Genomic DNA, 20679 nt, shown 5'->3' on the forward strand with positions numbered 1-20679 from the left:
TCTGCTGGCCCATCTCAAGGCACGGCCCCGGCGCGCGCGCCTGGCGCTGCGCGCCGGTAATGCAGCGCAAACAGATACAGCCCGGTGAACAACTGCAGGAACAACGGCGGCAGCGGCGAATATGTGATCCACGCCGGGGGCTCGCCCTGCCCCATCCCGCGCGCCACGAAGTTGGCGATCACCGCCAGGGTGAAGACGATCGAGGTCCAGCGGTGCACCGGACGCGCCCAGCCACCGGCGCTCATTGCGGCTTCCTCTCGGCAGGCTTCACGGGACGCTCGATCATCTTCCAGCCATTGCCGGACGGATCACGGAACCCGGCATCCACCGCACCGTAGCGCTCCACCGGCTCCTGGGTGAATTCCACGCCACGGGCCAGCAGTTGTTCGTAGCTGGCGCGGCAATCGTCCACCGCCAGCACCAGCGGCGGCATCGCGCCCTTGGCCACCATCTGCTGCAGGGTCAGCGCGGTGGCCGCGTCGTGAACTGGCGGTCCCGGCTTGAACAGCCCGAGCTGGAAGCCACCCTCGTCGCCCGAATGCACCGTAAGCCAGCGATAGTCGCCGTTGCCCACGTCGGTGTGCACCTTGAAGCCGAGCGCGTTGACGTAGAAATCGAGCGCTGCGTCCTGGTCGTGCACATACAGGCCGACCACATTCACCATGCCAGTCATAGGATCCTCCCTCAGGTGGGATCTACGCTAACAAGGCCGCTGCGGCGGCGCTTCTCCAAAACTGCGATCTTCAGGTCCGGGCGCTGCGCAGCACGCGCATGACACTCCGGTACCGGGCCCTGCACCGGAGCACGGGCGCGCTCACTGTCGCGGACGGCGCCGGGGCTGTCGCCGGTGATATCGCGGAAGATCCGGCCGAAGGTGCCCAGGCTGGTCCAGCCGGTCTGCAGTGCGATCTCGGTGATCGGCAGGTCGGTATCGCGCAGCAGAGCGACGGCGCGCTCGATGCGCCGACTGAGCAGGTAGCGGTGCGGCGGCATCCCGAAGGCGTCCTTGAAGGAACGCGCGAAATGGGCTGTAGAGACCGCACTGACCTGCGCCAACCGTGCCACCGGCCAGTCTTCGTGGCTGGCCCGGTCCATGTGGTCCTTGGCGCGCAACAGGCGGCGCAGCAGTTCGGGGCTCTGGGGCATGCGCCCAGCGTAGCGCAGATGCCGGCGGCGCTTCCGATGGATAGCGGGCAGTGGGATACTGCGCTTGCCGCAGCCGGCCTTGAAGCCGCTCCCGGCCCCCCCAACTTCAAGGATGACCCCGATGCGCAGGATGCACTTCGTCGGCACGCTGTTGAGCGTGGCCTGTCTTTCCGTTTCGCCCGCCTGGGCTGCGGAAGATCCCGATTCACTGGCCCTGTGCGAACAGGTAGCGCCGCTGATGGACGCCGACGACTTCAAAGCGCTGGATGCCATGGCCGAGCGCTTCCGCAAGGGCCAGCGCAACGCCAGCGGCTATTCCAACCTCGGCCGTTTCTACATCTGCATGTCACGGCGCATCGGCACCGCGCATCAGGACGTGCAGCAGTGGAATGACTGGACCGCGTGGGCCGCACGCTGGATCCGGCAATCACCGCGTTCTCCGTCGGCGCACCTGGTGGCCGCGCGGGTGCCGCTCAACCTGGCCTGGAGCTTCCGTGGCGATGGCTATGCGAACGAGGTGACGGCGCAGGACTGGCAGCAGTTCAACGAGTACAACGCGGTGGCAGCAGCCTATATGCAGGAGCACAAGGCGATCGCCAAGCGCGACCCCTACTGGTACGAAATGTCCCTCCTGATCGCGTTGCGGCAAGGCGTGGACGAAGCAGCCTTCATGGCGTTGGTCGACGAAGGCAGCAGGCTGTTTCCCGACTATGACCCGCTGTATCTGATCGCGATGCAGCGCTTCACCCCGCACTGGCAGGGCGATACCCAGCAGATGGAAGCCTTCGCCCGGCATGCCATCGCACGAACATCCACGCGCCGCCGCGCCAGCCTGTATGCACGCCTGTACGCATCGGTCAGCGAAGGCGTGTCGGGGCAGCAGCTGTTCCAGAACTCGGCAGTCGACTGGCCGCTGATGCGGCAGGGCTGGGAAGACATCCTCGCCGAGTACCCCACCGCATGGAACCTGGAGGCGGCAGCCCGCCATGCCTGCCTCAGCAGCGACGTGCCCGCCACGAAAGCGTGGCAGCGCCGGTCGCTGGCCGCGCAGGGCATCGGCGAACCCTACCTGGGCATGGTCGTCGATTCAGCCGAGCGCCAGTGCCCGCCGGAGGGCTCCTTCGCGCGGTGACCGTGCCCGGCAGGCGGCTGGCCCCGTGCGCGCGTCAGCGCGCCATGGCCCGCGCGGTCTGCTCCTGTACCGCCTGCTCCTGTTGTTGCGCATCCTGCTGGGTGGCGTCGGTCCGCCCGGGTGCGTCCTGCAGCCTGCGTACCTGGTCTTCGACCGGCATGGCCACTGCCTGCGCGGTCTCGGTGCGGGCGATCTGGCGATCCGCGGCGTGCGGCTGGCCCTGCACTGCAAATGCATAGCGGCCATCGTCGCTGAGCACGGCCTCGTCGATCCGCTGCATGCCCTTGTCCTTGGCCGCGACCAGCAGCGCCATCCCCAGCCGTTCACTCATCGCATCGGGCTGGCGCCCCATCGCCTGGTCGAGGCTGCTGACCGCGCCCTGGCTCTGCAGCCACAGGCCATGGTCCGGGCTGGCGGCGTGCCGTGGATCCTGCCGCGGCAGCAGCGGTGACGGCGGCGCCAGTGACTGCAGGTGCTCGCCCTGCACCGCCGCGTCGATCTTCTGCAGATCCTTGCCGCCCGCCGCGGCAATGTGGAACATGCGCTCGGCCATGCCGTAGGTGGATTGCCCCTGGTTGCGTGCCAGCCCCTGGGCAAAGGCATCCACGTCCTGCTGCGGCTTGCCGCTGCCGTCCTCGGCAAGCGCCTGCCACGATGGCCCGAGCATCGGGTTGTCCTTGACCATCGACTGGGTGCGCTCCATCAGCGTGCGCATCTGGGCCTCGCTGAAGCTCAGGGTGTTCAGCTCGCCAGCCTTCATCGGCCCGCGATCGCCGGCGGGGTCGCCGGACAGCGCCGCGTTGACCATCCCGGCAATCTGTTCGCCCTGCGCATGCCCGCGCAGGTCGAAGGTGAATTCGTAGCGGCGCTGCGCCGTGTCCTCCTGGCCATCGGCGCCGTAAGCGCTGACCCGGGTTGCCGGCAGGTTGCCGCTGTACTGCACGCTGCGCAGTTCGGTGCGGCTGCCGTCTTCGCGGCTGACCTGCACCACGTCACCGCTGTTGCGTGCACCGGCCAGGTCGACACCAAACGTGTCGCCGTAGCCGACCTTCAGCCGCGTCTGCGAACTCATGCCCAGCCGCTCGACCGTGGCCAGATCCTGCACGCCCGCGGTCTGGCTGTTCAGCGTGCCGTTGTCGATGAACTGTTCATAGGCCTGGCGGCCTTCGGGTTGATTGATGTCGAAGGTCGCAGTGCGGACAGCCGAGTGGCCGAGCGCGTCCTGGCGACCGGCGATCGCGCTGAACCTGCCTGCAGTGAATCCCATGCCGTTGAAGGCTTCGACCGCCTCGTTCGGCCCGGTGGTGACGCGCACCCGGCCATCATCCAGGCGATCCACGCGGTAGCTGGCACCGCTCGCCTCGGTCGTCTGGGTTTGCATGGCGATGTTGCGGAAACTGCCTTCCAGTGCAGTGCCAGTGAACTGCTGGCCATCCAGGGTGACGCTGCCACCGTTGGGAATGGTCTGCGGATCGAAAGGATTGATGCGGGTGGGATCGACGTCCACCGCGTCGCTGGGCAGGCTGACCCTGTAGCGCCCGCGTACGCCGGTGCTGCTGGTGTCCTGGAAGCCTGCACTTTTCACGCTTGCACCGACCACCGACTCCATCGTCAGCAGGTAGTCCCTGCCACCGTCGGCTGTCGGGCTGCCGGCCATGTTCAGCGACGTGCCCTGGAACTGCGATGCAAGACTGGACGCTGCGCGTTTCTGCTCGGCGCCCACCTTCAACGCCCCATCGCCCTCGTTCAACGTGACCGAGTAACCGCCGGCGGCAGCGCGGACCTCGCTGTTGGCCGAGGTGTAAGTCGGATCGAACGACGCCGCGGCGGCATCGCGTGGCGCATCCAGGGTTGCGCCTTCCTTGCTGGTCTGGGCATTCATGCCGTGACCTCCTTGAACAGAGACACGCCGATTATAGGGCGCAGCGTGCGCAGCACGTTCACATCGCGCCGCAGCGGCATCCACGATAGTGATGGTCATCTCATTCCACGCCGAGGGTTCATGCCCCGCTCCCTCGCCCCGCCGCAGCAATGGTTCCGTCACGGCCGCACGCTGCTGACCGTCCTGCTGGGCCTGTATCTGTTGTACCTGCTCGCGGGCAATGTCTTTCTCAATACGCCGCTGTTCGATCAGGTCACCAATCGCAAGCCGCACAAGTTCGTGATGACCACCGGGCCCGCGATCACGCTGCTGCCGGGACATGTCATCGCCTGGAACGTGCAGATGCGCGGCCACGTCAATCACACGGTGTATGTGCTGCGCGCAGACCGGGCCAGTGCCCGCCTGGCGTTGCTGCCACTGTTCCGGCGTGAAGTGCGCGTGCCGTCGCTGCACGCGACCGGTGTGGCCGCCGAGATCGCGCGTGTGGATGAGGCCATTCCCTCACCGCCACGCGGTGATCGCGGCTGGACGTTGCGATTCGATGCCATTCACAGCGACAGCATCCGCAGCGTCCGAACGGGCAAGCTGTTGATCGTCGGCCAGGGCAGCGGCACCGTCGGCTTCGTCAAGCAATTGCGCGGCGGGCCATCGGAGCTGCTGGACTCGGAGGTGTCTTTCGCGGATGCCGATGTCAGCCTCGACGGCACCCAGCTGCTTGGCGACATGCAGTTGCAGTCGCAGTTCTCCTATCCACGACACTACCGCGACCAGGCGCCTGGCCTGGAAAAACTGGGCCTGCTGCATGCGGTGCTGGAGGTACAGGCGCGCAGCCAGGGCTTGCGCCTGGATACGGACACGCAACGACCCACCGTTGCCAGCGCTGCCGTACCGGGGCAGTTGCAGGCCTCGCTTACCCTTGACCAGGGCGCGCTGCAGCCGGGCAGCCATGCCGTCTGGCGGGTTCCGTTGCAGGTAGGGGCCGGCGCACCGGACCGTGGAACGCTGGCGATACAGCTGGATGCCGCTCGCGATATCCGTCTGCAGGCGCGATTGCCGCAACGCGATGGCACCGGTGCTGCACTCGATGCGGATCTGATCATCGCCGGGCGACACATTCCATTTGCCGATCCCAGCGAGGTGCTGGGACGCACCTCTGGCACGGTCAAGGGCGAATGGACCTTCACCTCGCTCAACTGGATTCCCGCGCTGTTCGTGCAGAAGCCCTGGTTCCAGCTGCAGGGCGGCGGCGTGCTGCGCGCGGACCTGCGCCTGCAGAACGGCGAGCTGGCCGCCGGCAGCAGCGTCGATATTCCAGCGGCACGGGCGGTGGCCGAGGTGGCCGGCGTGCACCTGCAGGGAACGGCCAGCGCCCATGGACAACTGCAGGCCGGAACGCCGACGCGCGCCGTACTGGCGGTGAAGCTTCCTACGTTCAGCGCCCATGCCGGCGGCGCCAAAGGTGCCACGTTGTTCGATGGTCGCGATCTGGCGCTGACACTCACCGGTGACGGCCGTCTGCGCGAACTGCGCAAGGGAGTGCGCGCGCAGCTGCGCTTCGACGACGCAACCATTCCAGACCTCACCGCCTACAACCGCTACCTGGGCAACGGCCAGGTCCGGCTGCAGGGGGGCGCTGGCAAGGTGAGCGGCGACGTTGAACTTGATACCCAGGGACGGGTCGGCAACGGCAGCGTGCGCCTGCGCAGTCAACGCGCACGGCTGCAGGTCGCCGGGCTCGACCTGCAGGGCGACGCGCGCGTGAATGGCAGGCTGCGACGCGGCGATTTCAGCCAGCGCCGGTTCGATCTGGGCGGGAGCGTGATCGAGCTGCGCAATGTGCAGGTGGGTGACCAGCAGCGACCACAACCGTGGTGGGGCCGGGTCACCATCGCCCGCGGCGACATCGATGCGCAGTCACCCTTCCAGGTGGACGCACGTGCGGACCTCGCCATGCGCGACGCCGGCCCGCTGCTGGCGCTGTTTGCCGAGCGCAGCGATTACCCGCGCTGGGCGTTGTCCCTGCTCGATTCCGGCCAGGTGGATGCGCACACCCGACTGCGCTGGCGAACCGGGCATCTGGTACTGGATGGACTGCAGGCGGAAAACGAGCGGCTTTCACTGCGTGCGCGGCTGGATCTGCTGGAGCAGCGCAAGCGCGGCGACCTCTACCTGCGCTGGGGCCTGCTGGGTGCCGGCATCGAGCTGGATGGCCAGCGCCGGCAATGGCACCTGGCCGGCGCGCGCGAGTGGTTCGAGGAGCGGCCAGCGCTGCTGCCCGGTGCTGCAGCGGCCAGCGACGGCGGCACGGCCGACTGAACCGAAGGCTGCATCCAGTCGCGGCGCGTTTACGTACAACGCACTACCGCAGTCCGCACTTGTGCTGGAGGAGATACACCATGAACGTCCGCAGGCAGGCAGTTGGTCTTCTGGGCTGGGCCATCGTCACTTTTCTGGCCGCCGCGCTGGGCGCGCGCGCCTCCATTTCTGCAGCGGAGTTCTACGCAGGCCTCGCGTTGCCGGCATGGGCGCCGCCTGCCAGCGTGTTTGGCCCGGTGTGGACGCTGCTGTACGCGCTGATGGCGCTGGCCGCGTGGCTGGTCTGGCGCCAGGGCGGATGGCGCGCGGCCACGCCTGCGTTGGTGCTCTACCTGCTGCAGCTGGCGCTCAATGTGCTGTGGAGCTGGCTGTTCTTCGGCTGGAAGCAGGGGGCGCTGGCGTTTGCTGACATCCTGCTGTTGCTGGTGCTGATCGTGGCCACCGTGGTCGCCTTCCATCGCGTGCGCCCGGCAGCGGCGTGGCTGCTGCTGCCTTACCTGGCATGGGTGGCGTTCGCCAGCGCGCTCAACTACGCCGTGTGGCAGGCCAATCCGGCCGTGCTTTAGCCGGGTAATGCTTACAGAGCGTGTGGCGCCTGCCGCCACTGACGCAGCGCGCTGCCCCTGAAGGCCTGCTCACCGCAGCCGGTCGGGCAGCGCAGCACCCGTGCGGCAGAGGTGCTCACAAGCCCATCGCCTTCCTGCGCCTTGAACACCAGCTCGCAGGACAGGCAGCGCGCCACCAGCGAATAGAGATGAACGATGCGGCCGCTGCCGGGATCCTGCAGTGCGTTGACATCCAGCAGATCAAAGCGGCCGTTGTCAGGCGCGGGGCGCGATGGGCGAAGCGGAGAGGACGATGGCTGCAGGTTCACGTCGATGCGTCACAGAAGGAGGAGCCTCGACTGTAGTTGCCGCGATGTGCAGCAGATGTGCACCACGGTCTTCAGTCTGCGGAAGCAGAACCCAGCCGATTGATCTGCGCACATTCCAGCACTGCTGGCGGGTCCGGCATCGTCGCCAGCACGATCATCGCGCGGCCGATGGCCTCGTTGCTGGTCACCAGCGAAGGCAGGATGCGGCCCGCCGCCGCCATCAACGGGCCGCCAAAGCGATACAGCGGCTTCAATGCCACATGGCGGGTGCCGGTTCCCGCCACAGGGCGCACCCCGGCAGGACGCAGCATGACGGTGCGCACCGGGAGCTGCGCCAATGCAGTCTCGGTCTCGCCCTTGATGCGCAGCGGCATGATCCGGCTGTGTGGATTGGCGTGGGCACCGGAGACATACAGGAACCGGCCGTCTGGATTCGCCTCGGCCCATGCTGCAGCTACAGCCAGGGTGGCATCGAGCGTGACCTTCCGATACTCATCCTCGGCGGTGCCGACCGGTGGCGCGCCGGCGCAATAGAAACAGGCGTCGAATCCGTCCAGCTGCGGGCGCACATCGCGGGCATGCTGGAAATCCTCCAGCACGATCTGTTCGATCCGCGCGTCCAGCCCGGCCTGGCTGCGGACCAGGGCTGCGGTCCGCGCCACCTGCGGCGAAGCGAGGCAGGCACGGGCAACGCCCTGCCCGACCAGTCCGGTCGCACCGGTCAGCAGAATCCGCAGCGGGCGTGTTGGGTGCATGCGTTGACCTTGAACAAGCCTAGAGTTTGACGAAGCGCTGGATCTTCCGTGCCAGCCAACCACTGAACACCAGCGGCGCGTCCAGCGCGGACACGCAGATGCACGGTACGCCTGGCGCCGTTACCGGCTGGTGTTCGACGTCCTCGTCCAGATCGGCAACATCGCCGGGCGCGAACAACCCCAGTGCATCATTGTAGGAGCCGCGCAGGATCTGGGTCAGTTCGCTGCGGCCATGGCTGTGCATCGGCAGGCATTTTCCCGGCGCGATCTTCAGCATGATCAGCGATGGCATCTGCTCGGCGCGGATGCAATGCACGCCGGGGGCCATCCAGCGCCAGTCCAGCCGACCCAGCGAATCGCCAAAGTAAGGATGCAGCGACTTCGGCAGATGGTCCGGGTCGGCCTCGGGCCGTTCCGGCGGCATCGACCGCAGCGGGCTCGGCACCGTGCCGGCCTGGTCCACATCGAGCTGCGCAAGCATTGCGTCGCGCAGCCCTGCCCGCCGCGCCTCAGCTGCCGGCGGTTGGGTCTGCTCCAGCAGTGCGGCACCGATGGCCTCCGCTTCGCGCAGGCGCTGGCGGCAGTGCGGACACTGTTCCAGATGCGTGCCGGCGACGATGCTCAAGGGCGTCGGCAGGGCACCGGCGGCGTAGCTCATCAACGTCGACTCATGCAGGTGATGGTGCGGATTCATGATGCACCCCCGACCTTCGACTGCAACTGCAGGAACGCTCGTCGCAGGTGCGATTTGACCGTGCCCAGCGGCATGCCCAGCGCCTGTGCGATCTCGCTGTGACTCTTGGCCTCGAAGTAGGACATCCGTACCAGGCGCGCCTGCGTGGCCGGCAGCTCGTTGATGCGTTGGCGCAGGCGGGCATGGTCGGCAAACTGCTCGGCGCTGCTGCGTTCGCTGACATCTCCAGCGGCAGCATCCTCCACCGCCTCCTGCACCTGCATCCAGCTGCGCTCACGGCGCACCCGATCGATGTGCAGGTTGCGGCCGATGCGGTACAGCCAGGTGCTCAGCGCGCCCTGCGCAGGATCGAATTCGGCTGCACGCAGCCACAGGCGCAGCAGGCATTCCTGGGCCAGCTCTTCGGCCACCGCTGCAGGTGCGCCAAGGCCGCGCAGATAGATGCACAGGCGCGGCATGAAGTGGTCGTAGATGCGCAGGAAGCAATCACGGTCGCGCAGCCGGGCGACACCGTCCATCTCGCCGTTCCAGTTCGTCGGCTCGTTGCTGGGCTGCTGTGAACTGGACACGATCCGCGCGGTGTCGAAGGAAAGAGAGGGGCTGGCGGGTGGACGGTACATCGGCGGGGGCAGCCGTTGAGTGAAGAGGAGTCCTTGTCTCTACGCACAGCAGCGCCGGTTGGATGCACCCGGAATGGGCGCCAGCGTGCATCCAGCCGGTGCCACCGCCCGTACAGGCGGGCAAGTCTCCCATGGATCGCCCCGATGCGTGCTGCCTGGTTGTTGATGGTCGCCCCCTGCGCCGCCGGTGCGGCGCCGCTGCTGCGTTCGGAGGGCGTTGCCACCCTACCCGATGGAACCGCCGCCTACCGCGAAGTGCATTGGCAGCGCGGGGCCGGCGATGGCAGCGAGCGCTGGGTGGAGTACCTCTGCCCTGCAGGGCAACCCTTCGCCCGCAAACAGATGCCCGCCGCCGCGCGGCTGCAGGCGCGGGGCTATGTGCTGCAGGACGCCCGCAGCGGCCAGGCGGCCCGCGTGGTGGTCGGCCGCGACGGGGTGCAGGTCGACTGGAAGGAAGACAGGTCTGCGCCATCACGAATCAAGCAGCTGCCTCTACCGGCGGATGCCGTGATCGACGTCGGCTTCGATGCCGCCGTGCGGGGCCACTGGCAGACGCTGCTGGATGGAAGGCCGGTCAGCCTGCCTTTCCTGGTGCCCGGCCGGCAGCGCTTCTACCCCGTGCAGGTGCAGTACCAGGGCCCCGTGCGCTGGCAGGGGCTTGCCGCCCACGCCATCGACGTCCGCCTCGACACGTGGTTCGGCGCGGTGGCCCCGCGTCTGTCGCTTATATACGCCGATGCAGATCGCCGCCTGCTGGAGTTCCGTGGCACCAGCAACCTGCGCGATGCACGTGGCAACTATCCGCAGGTGACCGTGCGCTTTGCCGCCGCCGCCACCGAGCACCCGGAGCAACGCTGGCGCGATGAACTGCAGCGACCGCTGGTATCGAGCTGCGTTGTTACGGCCAAGTGAAAGCGCAGTCGCGTGCAATCGTCTGCATCCAACCGGCACCGCAACACGTAGAGGTAGGCAATCGACTCCCTCGGGCTTCCGTCCATGGCATCCGCAGCGCCTCCCCTCCGCAGACGTTCGCGCCTGTTGCGCACCTTCCAGCGCTGGTTCGATACCGATGCCGGAAGCGAAGTGGCGGCGGACGGCGCTCAGCGTGACCGCATCGACTGGCTGCGCGCCCTGCCCTTCGCGCTGTTGCATGTGGCCTGCCTCGGGGTGATCTGGGTTGGCGTGTCCTGGACGGCGGTTGCGGTCGCCGTGTTCCTGTACGCAATCAGGATGTTCGCCATCACCGCCTTCTATCACCGCTACTTCTCGCACCGCACCTTCGAGGCATCGCGCACCGTGCAGTTCGTGTTCGCCGTCATCGGTGCCGCCAGCGTGCAGCGTGGCCCGCTCTGGTGGGCAGCACACCACCGCCATCACCACCGCCACGCCGATCAACCGCAGGACCCGCATTCCCCACGCCAGGGTGGATTCTGGCGCAGTCACATGGGGTGGTTCCTCACCCGCGGCGCCTTTGCCACCGACCTGCAGCGCATCCCCGATCTGGCCCGGTACCCCGAGCTGCGCTGGCTGGACCGGTTCGACACCGTGGTGCCCGTGTTGCTGGCCGCTGCGCTGTACGGCCTCGGCGCGGTGCTCGAGCGCGTGGCCCCGGCGTTGCACACCAGCGGCCCGCAGCTGCTGGTGTGGGGCTTCTTCATCTCCACCGTCGTGCTGTTCCATGCCACGGTCACCATCAATTCGCTGGCGCACCGCTTCGGCCGGCGCCGCTTCGAGACCCGCGATGACAGCCGCAACAACCTGTGGCTGGCCCTGCTGACCTTCGGTGAGGGCTGGCACAACAACCATCACTTCTTCCCAGGCACCGCGCGCCAGGGCTTCCGCTGGTGGGAGATCGACATCAGCTGGTATGGCCTGCGGGTGATGGCTGCGCTGGGCCTGGTGAAGGGCCTCAAGCCGATCCCGGCCTGGGTGCTGGCCAAGGCGAGGCACTGACATGCGCATCGCGATCATCGGTTCCGGCATCGCCGGCCTGGCCAGCGCGTGGTGGCTGGACGGCGAGCATGACGTCACCCTGTTCGAGGCCAACGACTACCTGGGCGGCCACACCCACACCCACGACGTGACGGTGGACGGACGCAGGATGTCGGTCGACAGCGGGTTCATCGTCTTCAATCCGCACCACTACCCGCTGTTGTCGGCCCTGTTCGATGAACTTGGCGTGGCCTCGCAGCCCACCACGATGAGCTTCTCGATGCACAGCGAGCGCAGCGGCGTGGAGTACAACGCCACCTCGCTGGATGGTCTGTTCTGCCAACGAAGAAACCTGATGTCCCCGCGCTTCTGGGGAATGCTGGCTGACCTGCGGCGTTTCTATCGGGACGCCCCCCTGCTGCTCGGCGAGGAGCAGGGACCTACGCTGGGCCAGTACCTGCACAGCCAGCGCTATGGCGAGGCGTTCGTGCAGGAGCATCTGCTGCCGATGGCCTCGGCGCTGTGGTCATCACCGACCGCACAGGTGCTGGACTTTCCGGCGCGCTACCTGGTGCAGTTCATGGCCAACCACCAGATGCTGCAGATGACCGGGCGCGCGTCCTGGCGCGTGGTCAAGGGCGGGTCGGCCCGCTACGTCGATGCGCTGCGTGCGCGCTGGCGGGTACACGAGCGGCTGGAATGCCCCGTGCACGCCGTCGAGCGAATGCCCTGGGGCGCGCGCGTGCACACGGCGAACGGCATTGAAGGCTTCGATGAAGTGATCCTGGCCTGCCACAGCGACCAGGCCCTGGCGCTGCTGGCCGACGCCGATCCGGTTGAGCAGGCGGTGCTCGGTGCGATCCGCTACCAGCCCAATGAGGCGGTGCTGCATACCGATGCCTCGCTGCTGCCCGCCAACCGCAAGGCCTGGGCGGCCTGGAACGCGCATGTGCCGCGCGACCCCGCTGCGCCCTGCACGGTCAGCTACTGCATGAACCTGCTGCAGGGGCTGCCCGGCGACACGCCGTTGGTGGTGACCCTCAACCGCAGCGAGGCCATCGATCCGGCCAAGGTACTGCGGCGCCTGCAGTACGCACATCCTGTACACGACCATGCTGCGGTACAGGCACAGCAGCGCTGGGGCGAGGTACAGGGCCATCGGCACACCTGGTTTGCCGGTGCCTACTGGGGCTGGGGCTTTCATGAAGACGGCATCCGCAGTGCCCGCCGCGTGGTCGACGCGCTGCAGGCGCGCTCGTTCCACAGCGGCATCGCGCAGCGGATGGAGGTGCCTGCATGAGCGCCAGCGCCATCTACTTCGGCCACGTCGAGCATCGTCGCTACCACCCGCATGCGCACGCGTTCCGCTATCCCATCGCGCAGCTGCTGCTGGACCTCGACGAGCTGGACCAGGTATTCGCCGGGCGCTGGCTGTGGTCGGTCGGGCGCCGCAACCTGGCAGAGTTCCGCCGCAGCGACTACTTCGGCGATCCCGCCCTCTCCCTGGCCGACGCCGTGCGCGATCATGCCGCCACGGTGCTCGGGCGGCGCCCCGATGGTCCGGTGCGCCTGCTGAGCCACCTGCGTTTCGGCGGCCACGTGTTCAACCCGGTCAGCTTCTACTACTGCTACCAGGCTGACGGGGAAACCCTGGACTGCATCGTCGCCGAGATCACCAATACCCCCTGGAAGGAGCGACACGCCTACGTGCTTCCGGTCGAAACTGCGATACGGCAGGGCCGCGCCCTGCGCTGGCAGTTCGACAAGGCCTTCCACGTCTCCCCCTTCATGCCGATGGATTGTGCCTATGACTGGCGCTTTACCGCGCCCGCTGATGACCTGCGCGTGCACATGCAGGTCTGGCGCGACGGCCAACGCCAGTTCGATGCCACCCAGAGCATGCAGCGGCGGCCCATTGATGGCCGCGGACTTGCCCGGGTGCTGGCTTGCTACCCCTTGATGAGCGCGCAGGTGGTCGCCGCCATCCATTGGCAGGCACTGCGCCTCTGGCTCAAGCGCAACCCTGTGCACGACCATCCTTCCCTAGCCGAGAAACCGCGATGAACGAAATGACCCCCTCGGCCACCCTGCCCCAGCCCGGCACCCTGGACGCGTTCCTGCGCCGGCGCCTGCTGGCCCAGCTTGCGCCGCTGCACAACGGCCGCCTGTGCGTGCGCGATGCGTTTGGCGATGTGCAGCTGGGCAAGGCAGGCAGCGACCTGCAGGTCACCGTGACCATCGATGACCCGGCGTTCTACCGCAAGGTGGCCGCGAACGGCAGCGTTGGCGCCGGCGAGAGCTACATCAACGGTGATTGGCGCTGCGATGATCTGGTGGCGCTGGTGCAGCTGCTGGTACGCAACCGCGACCTGCTCGATGGCATGGAACGCGGGCCGGCGCGCATCGGCGGCTGGCTGCTGCGTGGCTGGAACCGGCTGCGGCGCAACAGCCGCGAAGGCAGCCGTCGCAACATCGCCGCCCACTATGACCTGGGCAATGATTTTTTCGCCCTGTTCCTGTCGCCGGACCTGATGTACTCCTCGGCGCTGTTCACCGATACCGGCGACTCGCTGGAGCGTGCGTCGCGACGCAAGCTGGACCGCATCTGCCAGCAGCTGCGACTGCAGCCGGGTGATCGCGTGGTCGAGATCGGCACCGGCTGGGGCGGCTTTGCCGTGCACGCCGCGCAGCACTACGGCTGCCATGTCACCACCACCACCATCTCCGCGGAACAGCACGCACTGGCTGCACAGCGCGTGCGCGAGGCCGGCCTGCAGGATCGGGTGACGTTGCTGATGCAGGACTACCGCGATCTGCAGGGACAGTTCGACAAGCTGGTCTCCATCGAGATGATCGAGGCCATCGGTGCCGAGTATCTGGACACCTACATGGCCACGCTGCAGCGGCTGCTGAAGCCTGATGGGCTGGCCCTGCTGCAGGCCATCACCATCGAAGACCAGCGCTATGAACAGGCGCGGCGCAGCGTGGACTACATCAAGCGCTTCGTGTTTCCGGGCAGCTTCATCCCGTCGATCAACGCCATCCTGGCCGCCAAGACCCGGGCCAGTGACCTGCAGCTGATCGCCCAGCAGGACTTCGGCCACTCCTATGCACTGACCCTGCGCGCGTGGCGGCAGCGCTTCCTGGCGCAGTTGCCGGCGGTACGCGCGCAGGGCTTCGATGAGCGCTTCTGCAGGCTGTGGGAGTTCTACCTGGCCTACTGCGAAGGTGGCTTCCTGGAACGCTCCATCGGCGTGTCGCATCTGCTGCTGGCACGGCCTGGCTACCGCCCCGAAGCCGATGCCCACGGCGAACGGATCGACTGACATGCGCCGCACCTGGGCCAACGTGATCGGCAACCAGATGGTGTGGCTGTGCGCCGTTGTCGGCGCCGGCCGTGGCTGGCAATGGCCGGCGGTGCTGTCAGCCAGCGTGTATGTCGGCAGCCAGTTGCTCACCTCGCCGCAGCCGCGCCTGGATGTTCGCCTGCTGTTGCTCGCGCTGGCCTGCGCCTGGCTGGTGGATGGCAGCGCTGCCGCCAGCGGCAGCGTGCACTACGCCGCGGCGTCGCTGGGATGGGTGCCGCCGCCGTGGATCTTCGCGTTGTGGGCTGCCTTTGCGATGACGCTGACCGCATCGATGGCCTTCCTGCAGCGGCACTGGCTGCTGCCGGTGGCCCTCGGCCTGCTGGCGCCGCTGGCGTATCTGTCTGCGGCGCGCGGATTCCAGGCGGTGCATTTCACGCCCCCTGCCTGGCAGGGCGTGGCAACACTGGCGCTGGGCTGGTGCATCGCGCTGTCGCTGCTGTGCGCGGTGGCCCGCCGCGGAACGCCCGGCAACCACGACACCCCATTGATTGGAGCAACCTGATGAGCAGCGTGTGGTGGGTACTGCTGTATGCCGTGCTGATCATGGCCTGGGGCTGGGCCTGGCAGCGCAGGCACCGCAACATCGGCATCGTCGATGTCCTCTGGGCAAAGGGCGTGGCGGCCGGCGCGCTGCTGCTTGCGTGGCTGGGTGATGGCGCGCTGCAGCCCCGCATTGCGCTGGCGGTGCTGGGTGGCCTGTGGGGAAGCCGACTTGCCCTGCATCTCTGGCGCCGCGTGCGCAGCGAGGCGGAAGACGGTCGCTACCGCTATCTACGTGAGCACTGGCAGGGCCATCAGGGAAAGATCTTCGGCTTTTTCATGGCGCAGGCCGCGTTGGTGGTGCTGTTTGCACTGCCGTTCGTGGCCGTGGCCAGCAACCCACGCAGCGACATGCCTGGCTGGATCGCAGCGGCCGTTGTGGTGTGGCTGCTCAGCGTGGGTGGCGAGGCACTCGCCGACCGCCAGCTGGCCCGCTTCCGTGCCGACCCGGCCAACAAGGGCCGCACCTGCCGCGAAGGGCTGTGGCGGTATACACGCCATCCCAACTACTTCTTCGAGTGGCTGCACTGGTTCACCTATGTGCTGCTGGCAGCAACGTCGCCCCTGTGGTGGCTGGCCTGGTCCGGGCCGGTGCTGATGTATGTGTTACTGCGCTACCTCAGTGGCGTTCCCTTCACCGAGAAACAGGCGCTGCGCAGTCGCGGTGATGACTATCGCGACTACCAGCGCAGCACCTCGATGTTCTTCCCGTGGTTTCCGCGCAGCCCCAAGGAGTGATTCCGATGAACAGCACCCCGTCCCTTGCTCCGGTTGCCGATACCGAGGGCGGACTCACCGGCTGGGCCGAACGTGGCTGGCTGCCCGATGCGGCGCTGCGCGCGGGCATCCGTCGCCTATGCGCACAACGCTTGGCCGAAGAGTCGGCCGGCAGCATGGAGGAGCAGTCGCAGCGATTCAGCCGCCGCATTGCCGAACTGGCCAGCAGCCCCCTCGCGCTGCACGTGGATGCAGCCAACCGCCAGCACTACGAGGTTCCTGCCTCCTTCTTCCAGGGCTGCCTGGGGCATCGCCTGAAGTACAGCAGCTGCTACTACCGTACCGGCAGCGAGACGCTGGACCAGGCCGAGGACGCGATGCTGGAGCTGTACGGACAGCGCGCCGGGCTGGCCGACGGCCAGCACATCCTGGAGCTGGGCTGCGGCTGGGGCTCGCTGACGCTGTGGATGGCCGAGCGCTACCCGAACGCGCGCATCACCGCCGTGTCCAACTCGCACAGCCAGCGCAGCCATATCCTGGCGCAGTGCGAGGCACGCGGGTTCGGCAACGTCGAGGTGCTGACCCGCGACGTCAACCAGCTGGAGCTGCCTGCAGCGGCATTCGACCGCTGCGTATCGGTGGAGATGTTCGAGCATGTGCGCAATTACGACCGCCTGCTGGGTCGCATCGCCCGCTGGCTGAAGCCGGACGGCGCGCTGTTCGTGCACATCTTCGCCCATCGCACGCTGATGTATCCGTTCGAAACCGAGGGCGACGACAACTGGATGGGCCGGCACTTCTTCACCGGCGGCCTGATGCCGGCTGCGGACACGCTGCTGCACTTCCAGCGCGAGCTGGTACTGGACCAGCGCTGGCTGCTGGACGGCACCCACTACCAGCGTACCGCCAACCACTGGCTGGCCAACCAGGATGCCGCCCGCGAGCAGCTGCTGCCGATCCTGGCGCAGACCTATGGCGACGAAGCCGCTGCACGCATCTGGTGGCAGCGCTGGCGCATGTTCTGGATGGCCTGCGCCGAGCTGTTCGGCTACGACGACGGCCAGCAATGGCTGGTCGCCCACTACCTGTTCCGCCCGCGCTGAAGGAGACCGCCACCATGCGCATCGCCCCACTGTTCACACTGTTGGCCGTGGCCCTGTTCGGCGCAGGCTGCAGCAGCCACGACACCCGCCCCATCCCGCTGCCGCCGAAGGTCGACGTGCCCCGTTTCATGGGCGACTGGTATGTCATCGCGCATATTCCGTCGCGGCCCGAGCGCGAGGCCTTCGATGCCGTGGAAAGCTACGCGCTGCAGGCCGATGGCCGCATCCAGACCACCTTTACCTATCGCAAGGGCAGCTTCCAGTCACCGCAGAAGTCGATGCACCCGATAGGCCGCGTCGAGAAGCATGGCAATGGTGCGGTCTGGGGCATGCAGTTCATCTGGCCCATCCAGGCCGAATACCTCATTGCCTGGCTGGATGAGGGCTACACGCAGACCATCGTGGCCCGCAGCAAGCGCGACTACGTGTGGTACATGGCGCGTACGCCGCAGGTGAGCGAGGCGGAGTATCAGCAGGCGGTCGCCCGCATCAAGGCAATGGGGTATGACACTGGAAAGCTGCGCCGGGTACCGCAGTCGGTGCGCTGAGACGCCTGCAAGTGCTACGGGCTGCGGCTGGGGCGTCAGGCGGGCCAAGGCCCCACAACCAGATGAATGGGGACTCGCCCGGCCGCTAGCCGCGCGTAGCCTGCCTCCTCTATAGTCAGCCGAGCACGACAGGCGTGGTGCCTGTCCGGCAACTACAGGGAGTGGGTCATGGGTCTGGTACAAGCGGTGAAGGGTGCAGTCGGCGGCGTGCTGGCGGACCAATGGAAAGACTTCTACACCGTGCCGACCGGCCTGCCGTCCACGGCAGCCCTGTTCGCGGCGGTGCCCCACGGCACCAACGCCGGGCGCGGCTCGAACACCAGTGGCTCCTCCAACATCATCAGCAACGGCTCGAAGATCGTCGTGCCGGAAGGCTACGGCCTGCTGCTGTTCCAGGATGGCGCGATCACCGCCTTCGTCGCCGAGCCGGGTGGCTACGAGTGGCGCTCGGATGATCTGAACTCGCAGTCGATCTTCGCCGGCGACGGCCTGGTCAGCACCTTCATCAAGCAGAGCTGGGAGCGCTTCAAGTTCGGCGGCCAGCCGGGCTCGCAGCAGGCCGCCTTCTTCGTTTCGCTGAAGGAACTGCCGGACAACCGCTTCGGCACCCAGTCGGAAATCTACTGGGACGATGGCTTCCTCAACACCCAGGTCGGCGCGGTCACCCGTGGCTCGTACACGCTGAAGATCGTCGACCCGATCCTGTTCGTGAAGAACTTCGTTCCGGCCAGCTACCTGCAGCCGGGCCAGGTGTTCGACTTCACCGACCTGGACAACGCCGCTGCCAGCCAGCTGTTCAATGAAGTGGTGGGTTCGCTGGCGCCGGCGTTCAGCCTGTACACCAACGATCCGGGCAAGGGCAACCGCATCACCAAGCTGCAGCAGGATTCGCTGGGCTTTGCGCAGAGCCTGTCGGCCGCCGTCGAGCAGGGCTACCAGTGGAAGTCCGATCGCGGCCTGGCCATCGTCAAGACCGCCATCGTCTCGATCGAGTACGACGCCAACACCCGTGAGCTGCTGAAGACCGTGCAGCGCGCCGATGCCTTGTCCGGCTCGCGCGGCAATTCCAACCTGCAGGCCAGCGTTGCCCAGGGCATCCAGTCCGCAGGCGAGAACGGCGGTGCCGCCGGCCTTGTCGGCGTGGGCATGGCGTCGGGCATGTTCGGCGCGGGCAACCTGCAGCAGCCGGCAACCCCGGCCGCGCCAGCTGCCGACGACCCGGTGGCCAAGCTGAAGAAGGCCAAGGAAATGCTGGATCTGGGCCTGATCACCCAGACCGACTACGACGCGCTGAAGGCCAAGGCGCTGGGACTGTAAGCAGACGCAGGACGCGCAACCACCATGTCCGATCCCAGAAACACGCCGCCGCCGCTGCCCCGATCCGCTTCAGCACCGCCGCCGCTGCCGGCGGCGGTGCTGGACGGGCCGGGTTCGCCGCAGGACGTCCCTCCCCTGCCCGGCAGCTTCCCGCTCGATACCTCGACGCTGCCTGAGGCCATCCGCAACGAGGTCGAGGCGCCCGACCCGGTCGCCATCGACACCTCCGCTGACGAACTGAAAGACGGCCTCAACCGCTGCCCGAAGTGCGGCGCTACCGATATCCGGCCCAAGCTGGGTACCGATATCCTGGTCTGCCTGTACTGCCGTCACGAATGGCATGGCGCACGGGTGGAAGAAGAATTCGGCCTGGGTGAAGCCATCGACCAGCTGCGTGGCACCGTCATCGCATCGGGCGCACGCGATATCGATGCCGACACCTCGGCACTGATGACCTTCAAGTGCACCGGTTGCGGCGCCGAAGTCACGGTCAACACCGAAAGCACGATGACGGCGCGCTGCCACTGGTGCCGGCACGTGTTCGGCGTGAACGAACAGATCGCCAATGGCGCCGTGCCTGACGCCGTGCTGCCGTTCCATATCAAGAAGGAGGATGCCGTCGCGCGCATCCGCCAGTTCGTCGACAAGCGCCGGATGTTCGCGCTCAAGGCGTTCAAGGAACAGTTCACCCCGGAAAACGTGGTGGGTGTGTACCTGCCGTACATGATCGTCGACGGCAATGTCAGTGCGGCGGTGGCCGGCAAGGGCGAGATCAAGACACGCGAATACACCCGTGGCAGCGAGAAGAACAAGCAGACCTACTACGACGCGGATGTCTACCAGGTGGAACGCCAGGTCGATTTCACCGTGGACGACCTGCCGTTGGAATCGTCAGCCGAGCGCGGCAACCTGGACACGCGCGCCAACACCAACAACATCATCAACACGATTCTGCCGTTCGACACCAAGAACGCGGTGAAGTGGAACGCCTCCTACCTGGCGGGCTTCACCTCGGAAAAGCGCAACCTGGACGTCGAAAAGCTGCGGCCGCGGCTGGAAGACCAGCTGCTGTCGATCGCCCGCGCGCAGGTGGAAGGCACGGTGCGCCGCTACGACCGTGGCGTGCGCTGGGAACAGGAGCAGCTGGAGGTGCACGGCACCCGCTGGGTGGCCATGTACCTGCCGGTCTGGCTGTACTCGTACCATCAGCCCGGCAAGAACGGCGGCATGCTGCACTACATCGCGGTGAACGGCCGGACCGGTGAAACCATGGGCAGCGTACCCGTGCAGCAGTGGAAGATGCTGCTGGCGGCGCTGACCGCCGGCACGATCATCGAAGCCCTCGCAATTGCCTTCCTGGTGGCCAGCACATGAGTGATGACAGTGGTCTTTGGTTGTTGGCTGCAGGCCCGGCCGGCGCGACCGCGCTGTACTGGGCGCTGTACCGGTTCTACCGCAACACCGACAAATCGCATTCGTTCGAACACGAAACCGAGATCGATGCCAAGCCGGTGACCGGCTCGGATCGTCGCGTGGACAGCATCAGCGGAACGCAGGAAAAGCGGATCCGCGGTGACAACGTGTATGAGTATCGAAAGCGGGTGGCCCGGGTGAAGACCGGCCCGGAATAGTCGACCCGGCCGGCCAAGGCCGGCCATGACTGTGGCGTACTGCCCAGATCCGGGCGCAATGCCGTGCCTATACTGCTGCCGCCTGGTGCGGCGGCGCGTTCGCG

The 20679-nt window shown here is 67.1% G+C and carries 23 protein-coding genes; 15 read left to right on the forward strand and 8 right to left on the reverse strand.

What is annotated here, in order from left to right; translation table 11 throughout:
• Window positions 1-14: 14 nt before the first annotated feature.
• Genes AC13GI_RS03440 through AC13GI_RS03450 form a run of 3 tightly spaced genes read right to left on the reverse strand, consistent with a single transcriptional unit; the run spans window position 15 to window position 1146 of the window.
• Window positions 15-245, reverse strand: coding sequence for a hypothetical protein (locus AC13GI_RS03440; protein WP_099818537.1), 231 nt, complete (start codon window positions 243-245; stop codon window positions 15-17).
• The gene (locus AC13GI_RS03445) at window positions 242-673 is read right to left on the reverse strand and encodes a VOC family protein (RefSeq protein ID WP_099818538.1); all 432 of its coding nucleotides are present in this window, start codon (window positions 671-673) and stop codon (window positions 242-244) included. Before AC13GI_RS03445 ends, AC13GI_RS03440 begins: the two co-directional genes overlap by 4 nt.
• 11 nt (window positions 674-684) lie before the next feature.
• Window positions 685-1146, reverse strand: a complete 462-nt coding sequence (locus AC13GI_RS03450; RefSeq protein ID WP_380651974.1) for a helix-turn-helix domain-containing protein — start codon at window positions 1144-1146, stop codon at window positions 685-687.
• A 121-nt stretch (window positions 1147-1267) separates the two neighbouring features.
• On the opposite strand from AC13GI_RS03450, the gene AC13GI_RS03455 reads away from it, so the two are divergent.
• Complete coding sequence (locus AC13GI_RS03455) at window positions 1268-2278, forward strand: hypothetical protein (RefSeq protein WP_482995503.1); 1011 nt, start codon at window positions 1268-1270, stop codon at window positions 2276-2278.
• A gap of 34 nt (window positions 2279-2312) precedes the next feature.
• On the opposite strand, the gene AC13GI_RS03460 is transcribed toward AC13GI_RS03455, so the two are convergent.
• Window positions 2313-4160, reverse strand: coding sequence for an XVIPCD domain-containing protein (locus AC13GI_RS03460; protein ID WP_482995504.1), 1848 nt, complete (start codon window positions 4158-4160; stop codon window positions 2313-2315).
• A 120-nt stretch (window positions 4161-4280) separates the two neighbouring features.
• Here AC13GI_RS03460 and AC13GI_RS03465 point away from each other — a divergent pair, with 120 nt between their 5' ends.
• Both AC13GI_RS03465 and AC13GI_RS03470 read left to right on the forward strand, forming a co-directional pair.
• Window positions 4281-6476, forward strand: a complete 2196-nt coding sequence (locus AC13GI_RS03465; RefSeq protein ID WP_482995505.1) for an AsmA family protein — start codon at window positions 4281-4283, stop codon at window positions 6474-6476.
• Window positions 6477-6556: 80 nt separating this feature from the next.
• Window positions 6557-7042, forward strand: a complete 486-nt coding sequence (locus AC13GI_RS03470; protein WP_380651962.1) for a TspO/MBR family protein — start codon at window positions 6557-6559, stop codon at window positions 7040-7042.
• A gap of 11 nt (window positions 7043-7053) precedes the next feature.
• Here AC13GI_RS03470 and AC13GI_RS03475 read toward each other — a convergent pair whose 3' ends face one another.
• The 4 genes from AC13GI_RS03475 to AC13GI_RS03490 form a co-directional block, all read right to left on the reverse strand.
• Entirely contained in the window at window positions 7054-7350 is a 297-nt protein-coding gene (locus AC13GI_RS03475) for a hypothetical protein (protein ID WP_482995506.1), read from the reverse strand.
• Between the two features lie 71 nt (window positions 7351-7421).
• Window positions 7422-8105 carry an NAD(P)H-binding protein gene (locus AC13GI_RS03480; protein ID WP_482995507.1) on the reverse strand — a complete coding sequence of 228 codons (684 nt, stop codon included), beginning with the start codon at window positions 8103-8105 and terminating at the stop codon, window positions 7422-7424.
• A gap of 19 nt (window positions 8106-8124) precedes the next feature.
• Window positions 8125-8799: a ChrR family anti-sigma-E factor gene (locus AC13GI_RS03485; RefSeq protein ID WP_482995508.1), complete on the reverse strand. Its 675-nt coding sequence runs from the start codon at window positions 8797-8799 to the stop codon at window positions 8125-8127.
• Window positions 8796-9419, reverse strand: a complete 624-nt coding sequence (locus AC13GI_RS03490; protein ID WP_482995509.1) for a sigma-70 family RNA polymerase sigma factor — start codon at window positions 9417-9419, stop codon at window positions 8796-8798. The genes AC13GI_RS03485 and AC13GI_RS03490 overlap by 4 nt, the downstream gene beginning before the upstream one ends.
• A gap of 144 nt (window positions 9420-9563) precedes the next feature.
• Here AC13GI_RS03490 and AC13GI_RS03495 point away from each other — a divergent pair, with 144 nt between their 5' ends.
• From AC13GI_RS03495 to AC13GI_RS03550, 12 genes are all read left to right on the forward strand, one after another.
• On the forward strand, window positions 9564-10331 hold the full coding sequence (locus tag AC13GI_RS03495) for a hypothetical protein (RefSeq protein WP_482995510.1): 768 nt from the start codon (window positions 9564-9566) through the stop codon (window positions 10329-10331).
• Between the two features lie 84 nt (window positions 10332-10415).
• On the forward strand, window positions 10416-11372 hold the full coding sequence (locus AC13GI_RS03500; RefSeq protein ID WP_482995511.1) for an acyl-CoA desaturase: 957 nt from the start codon (window positions 10416-10418) through the stop codon (window positions 11370-11372).
• Between the two features lies 1 nt (window position 11373).
• Window positions 11374-12651: an NAD(P)/FAD-dependent oxidoreductase gene (locus AC13GI_RS03505; RefSeq protein ID WP_482995512.1), complete on the forward strand. Its 1278-nt coding sequence runs from the start codon at window positions 11374-11376 to the stop codon at window positions 12649-12651.
• Entirely contained in the window at window positions 12648-13415 is a 768-nt protein-coding gene (locus tag AC13GI_RS03510; protein WP_482995513.1) for a DUF1365 domain-containing protein, read from the forward strand. Before AC13GI_RS03505 ends, AC13GI_RS03510 begins: the two co-directional genes overlap by 4 nt.
• Window positions 13412-14677, forward strand: coding sequence for a class I SAM-dependent methyltransferase (locus AC13GI_RS03515; RefSeq protein WP_482995514.1), 1266 nt, complete (start codon window positions 13412-13414; stop codon window positions 14675-14677). Before AC13GI_RS03510 ends, AC13GI_RS03515 begins: the two co-directional genes overlap by 4 nt.
• Before the next feature lies 1 nt (window position 14678).
• The gene (locus AC13GI_RS03520; RefSeq protein WP_482995515.1) at window positions 14679-15221 is read left to right on the forward strand and encodes a DUF2878 domain-containing protein; all 543 of its coding nucleotides are present in this window, start codon (window positions 14679-14681) and stop codon (window positions 15219-15221) included.
• Complete coding sequence (locus AC13GI_RS03525; RefSeq protein WP_482995516.1) at window positions 15221-15997, forward strand: DUF1295 domain-containing protein; 777 nt, start codon at window positions 15221-15223, stop codon at window positions 15995-15997. Before AC13GI_RS03520 ends, AC13GI_RS03525 begins: the two co-directional genes overlap by 1 nt.
• A gap of 5 nt (window positions 15998-16002) precedes the next feature.
• Window positions 16003-17079 carry an SAM-dependent methyltransferase gene (locus AC13GI_RS03530; protein WP_482995517.1) on the forward strand — a complete coding sequence of 359 codons (1077 nt, stop codon included), beginning with the start codon at window positions 16003-16005 and terminating at the stop codon, window positions 17077-17079.
• 14 nt (window positions 17080-17093) lie between these two features.
• Complete coding sequence (locus tag AC13GI_RS03535; RefSeq protein WP_099818556.1) at window positions 17094-17627, forward strand: lipocalin family protein; 534 nt, start codon at window positions 17094-17096, stop codon at window positions 17625-17627.
• A 168-nt stretch (window positions 17628-17795) separates the two neighbouring features.
• Complete coding sequence (locus AC13GI_RS03540; protein WP_482995518.1) at window positions 17796-18944, forward strand: SPFH domain-containing protein; 1149 nt, start codon at window positions 17796-17798, stop codon at window positions 18942-18944.
• A 24-nt stretch (window positions 18945-18968) separates the two neighbouring features.
• Window positions 18969-20318 (forward strand): TFIIB-type zinc ribbon-containing protein, encoded by a 1350-nt coding sequence (locus tag AC13GI_RS03545; RefSeq protein WP_380651925.1) that lies wholly within the window; start codon window positions 18969-18971, stop codon window positions 20316-20318.
• Complete coding sequence (locus AC13GI_RS03550) at window positions 20315-20575, forward strand: hypothetical protein (protein ID WP_099818559.1); 261 nt, start codon at window positions 20315-20317, stop codon at window positions 20573-20575. The genes AC13GI_RS03545 and AC13GI_RS03550 overlap by 4 nt, the downstream gene beginning before the upstream one ends.
• Window positions 20576-20679 lie beyond the last annotated feature (104 nt).

It is taken from the genome of Stenotrophomonas sp. 82F1, from assembly GCF_056861525.1.

Excerpts from the sequence above, each read along its gene's own strand:
- AC13GI_RS03440 (WP_099818537.1), bottom strand. The coding sequence starts at position 245 with ATGAGCGCCGGTGGCTGGGCGCGTCCGGTGCACCGCTGGACCTCGATC.
- AC13GI_RS03445 (WP_099818538.1), bottom strand. The coding sequence starts at position 673 with ATGACTGGCATGGTGAATGTGGTCGGCCTGTATGTGCACGACCAGGAC.
- AC13GI_RS03450 (WP_380651974.1), bottom strand. The coding sequence starts at position 1,146 with ATGCCCCAGAGCCCCGAACTGCTGCGCCGCCTGTTGCGCGCCAAGGAC.
- AC13GI_RS03455 (WP_482995503.1), top strand. The coding sequence starts at position 1,268 with ATGCGCAGGATGCACTTCGTCGGCACGCTGTTGAGCGTGGCCTGTCTT.
- AC13GI_RS03460 (WP_482995504.1), bottom strand. The coding sequence starts at position 4,160 with ATGAATGCCCAGACCAGCAAGGAAGGCGCAACCCTGGATGCGCCACGC.
- AC13GI_RS03465 (WP_482995505.1), top strand. The coding sequence starts at position 4,281 with ATGCCCCGCTCCCTCGCCCCGCCGCAGCAATGGTTCCGTCACGGCCGC.
- AC13GI_RS03470 (WP_380651962.1), top strand. The coding sequence starts at position 6,557 with ATGAACGTCCGCAGGCAGGCAGTTGGTCTTCTGGGCTGGGCCATCGTC.
- AC13GI_RS03480 (WP_482995507.1), bottom strand. The coding sequence starts at position 8,105 with ATGCACCCAACACGCCCGCTGCGGATTCTGCTGACCGGTGCGACCGGA.
- AC13GI_RS03485 (WP_482995508.1), bottom strand. The coding sequence starts at position 8,799 with ATGAATCCGCACCATCACCTGCATGAGTCGACGTTGATGAGCTACGCC.
- AC13GI_RS03490 (WP_482995509.1), bottom strand. The coding sequence starts at position 9,419 with ATGTACCGTCCACCCGCCAGCCCCTCTCTTTCCTTCGACACCGCGCGG.
- AC13GI_RS03495 (WP_482995510.1), top strand. The coding sequence starts at position 9,564 with ATGCGTGCTGCCTGGTTGTTGATGGTCGCCCCCTGCGCCGCCGGTGCG.
- AC13GI_RS03500 (WP_482995511.1), top strand. The coding sequence starts at position 10,416 with ATGGCATCCGCAGCGCCTCCCCTCCGCAGACGTTCGCGCCTGTTGCGC.
- AC13GI_RS03505 (WP_482995512.1), top strand. The coding sequence starts at position 11,374 with ATGCGCATCGCGATCATCGGTTCCGGCATCGCCGGCCTGGCCAGCGCG.
- AC13GI_RS03510 (WP_482995513.1), top strand. The coding sequence starts at position 12,648 with ATGAGCGCCAGCGCCATCTACTTCGGCCACGTCGAGCATCGTCGCTAC.
- AC13GI_RS03515 (WP_482995514.1), top strand. The coding sequence starts at position 13,412 with ATGAACGAAATGACCCCCTCGGCCACCCTGCCCCAGCCCGGCACCCTG.
- AC13GI_RS03520 (WP_482995515.1), top strand. The coding sequence starts at position 14,679 with ATGCGCCGCACCTGGGCCAACGTGATCGGCAACCAGATGGTGTGGCTG.
- AC13GI_RS03525 (WP_482995516.1), top strand. The coding sequence starts at position 15,221 with ATGAGCAGCGTGTGGTGGGTACTGCTGTATGCCGTGCTGATCATGGCC.
- AC13GI_RS03530 (WP_482995517.1), top strand. The coding sequence starts at position 16,003 with ATGAACAGCACCCCGTCCCTTGCTCCGGTTGCCGATACCGAGGGCGGA.
- AC13GI_RS03535 (WP_099818556.1), top strand. The coding sequence starts at position 17,094 with ATGCGCATCGCCCCACTGTTCACACTGTTGGCCGTGGCCCTGTTCGGC.
- AC13GI_RS03540 (WP_482995518.1), top strand. The coding sequence starts at position 17,796 with ATGGGTCTGGTACAAGCGGTGAAGGGTGCAGTCGGCGGCGTGCTGGCG.
- AC13GI_RS03545 (WP_380651925.1), top strand. The coding sequence starts at position 18,969 with ATGTCCGATCCCAGAAACACGCCGCCGCCGCTGCCCCGATCCGCTTCA.
- AC13GI_RS03550 (WP_099818559.1), top strand. The coding sequence starts at position 20,315 with ATGAGTGATGACAGTGGTCTTTGGTTGTTGGCTGCAGGCCCGGCCGGC.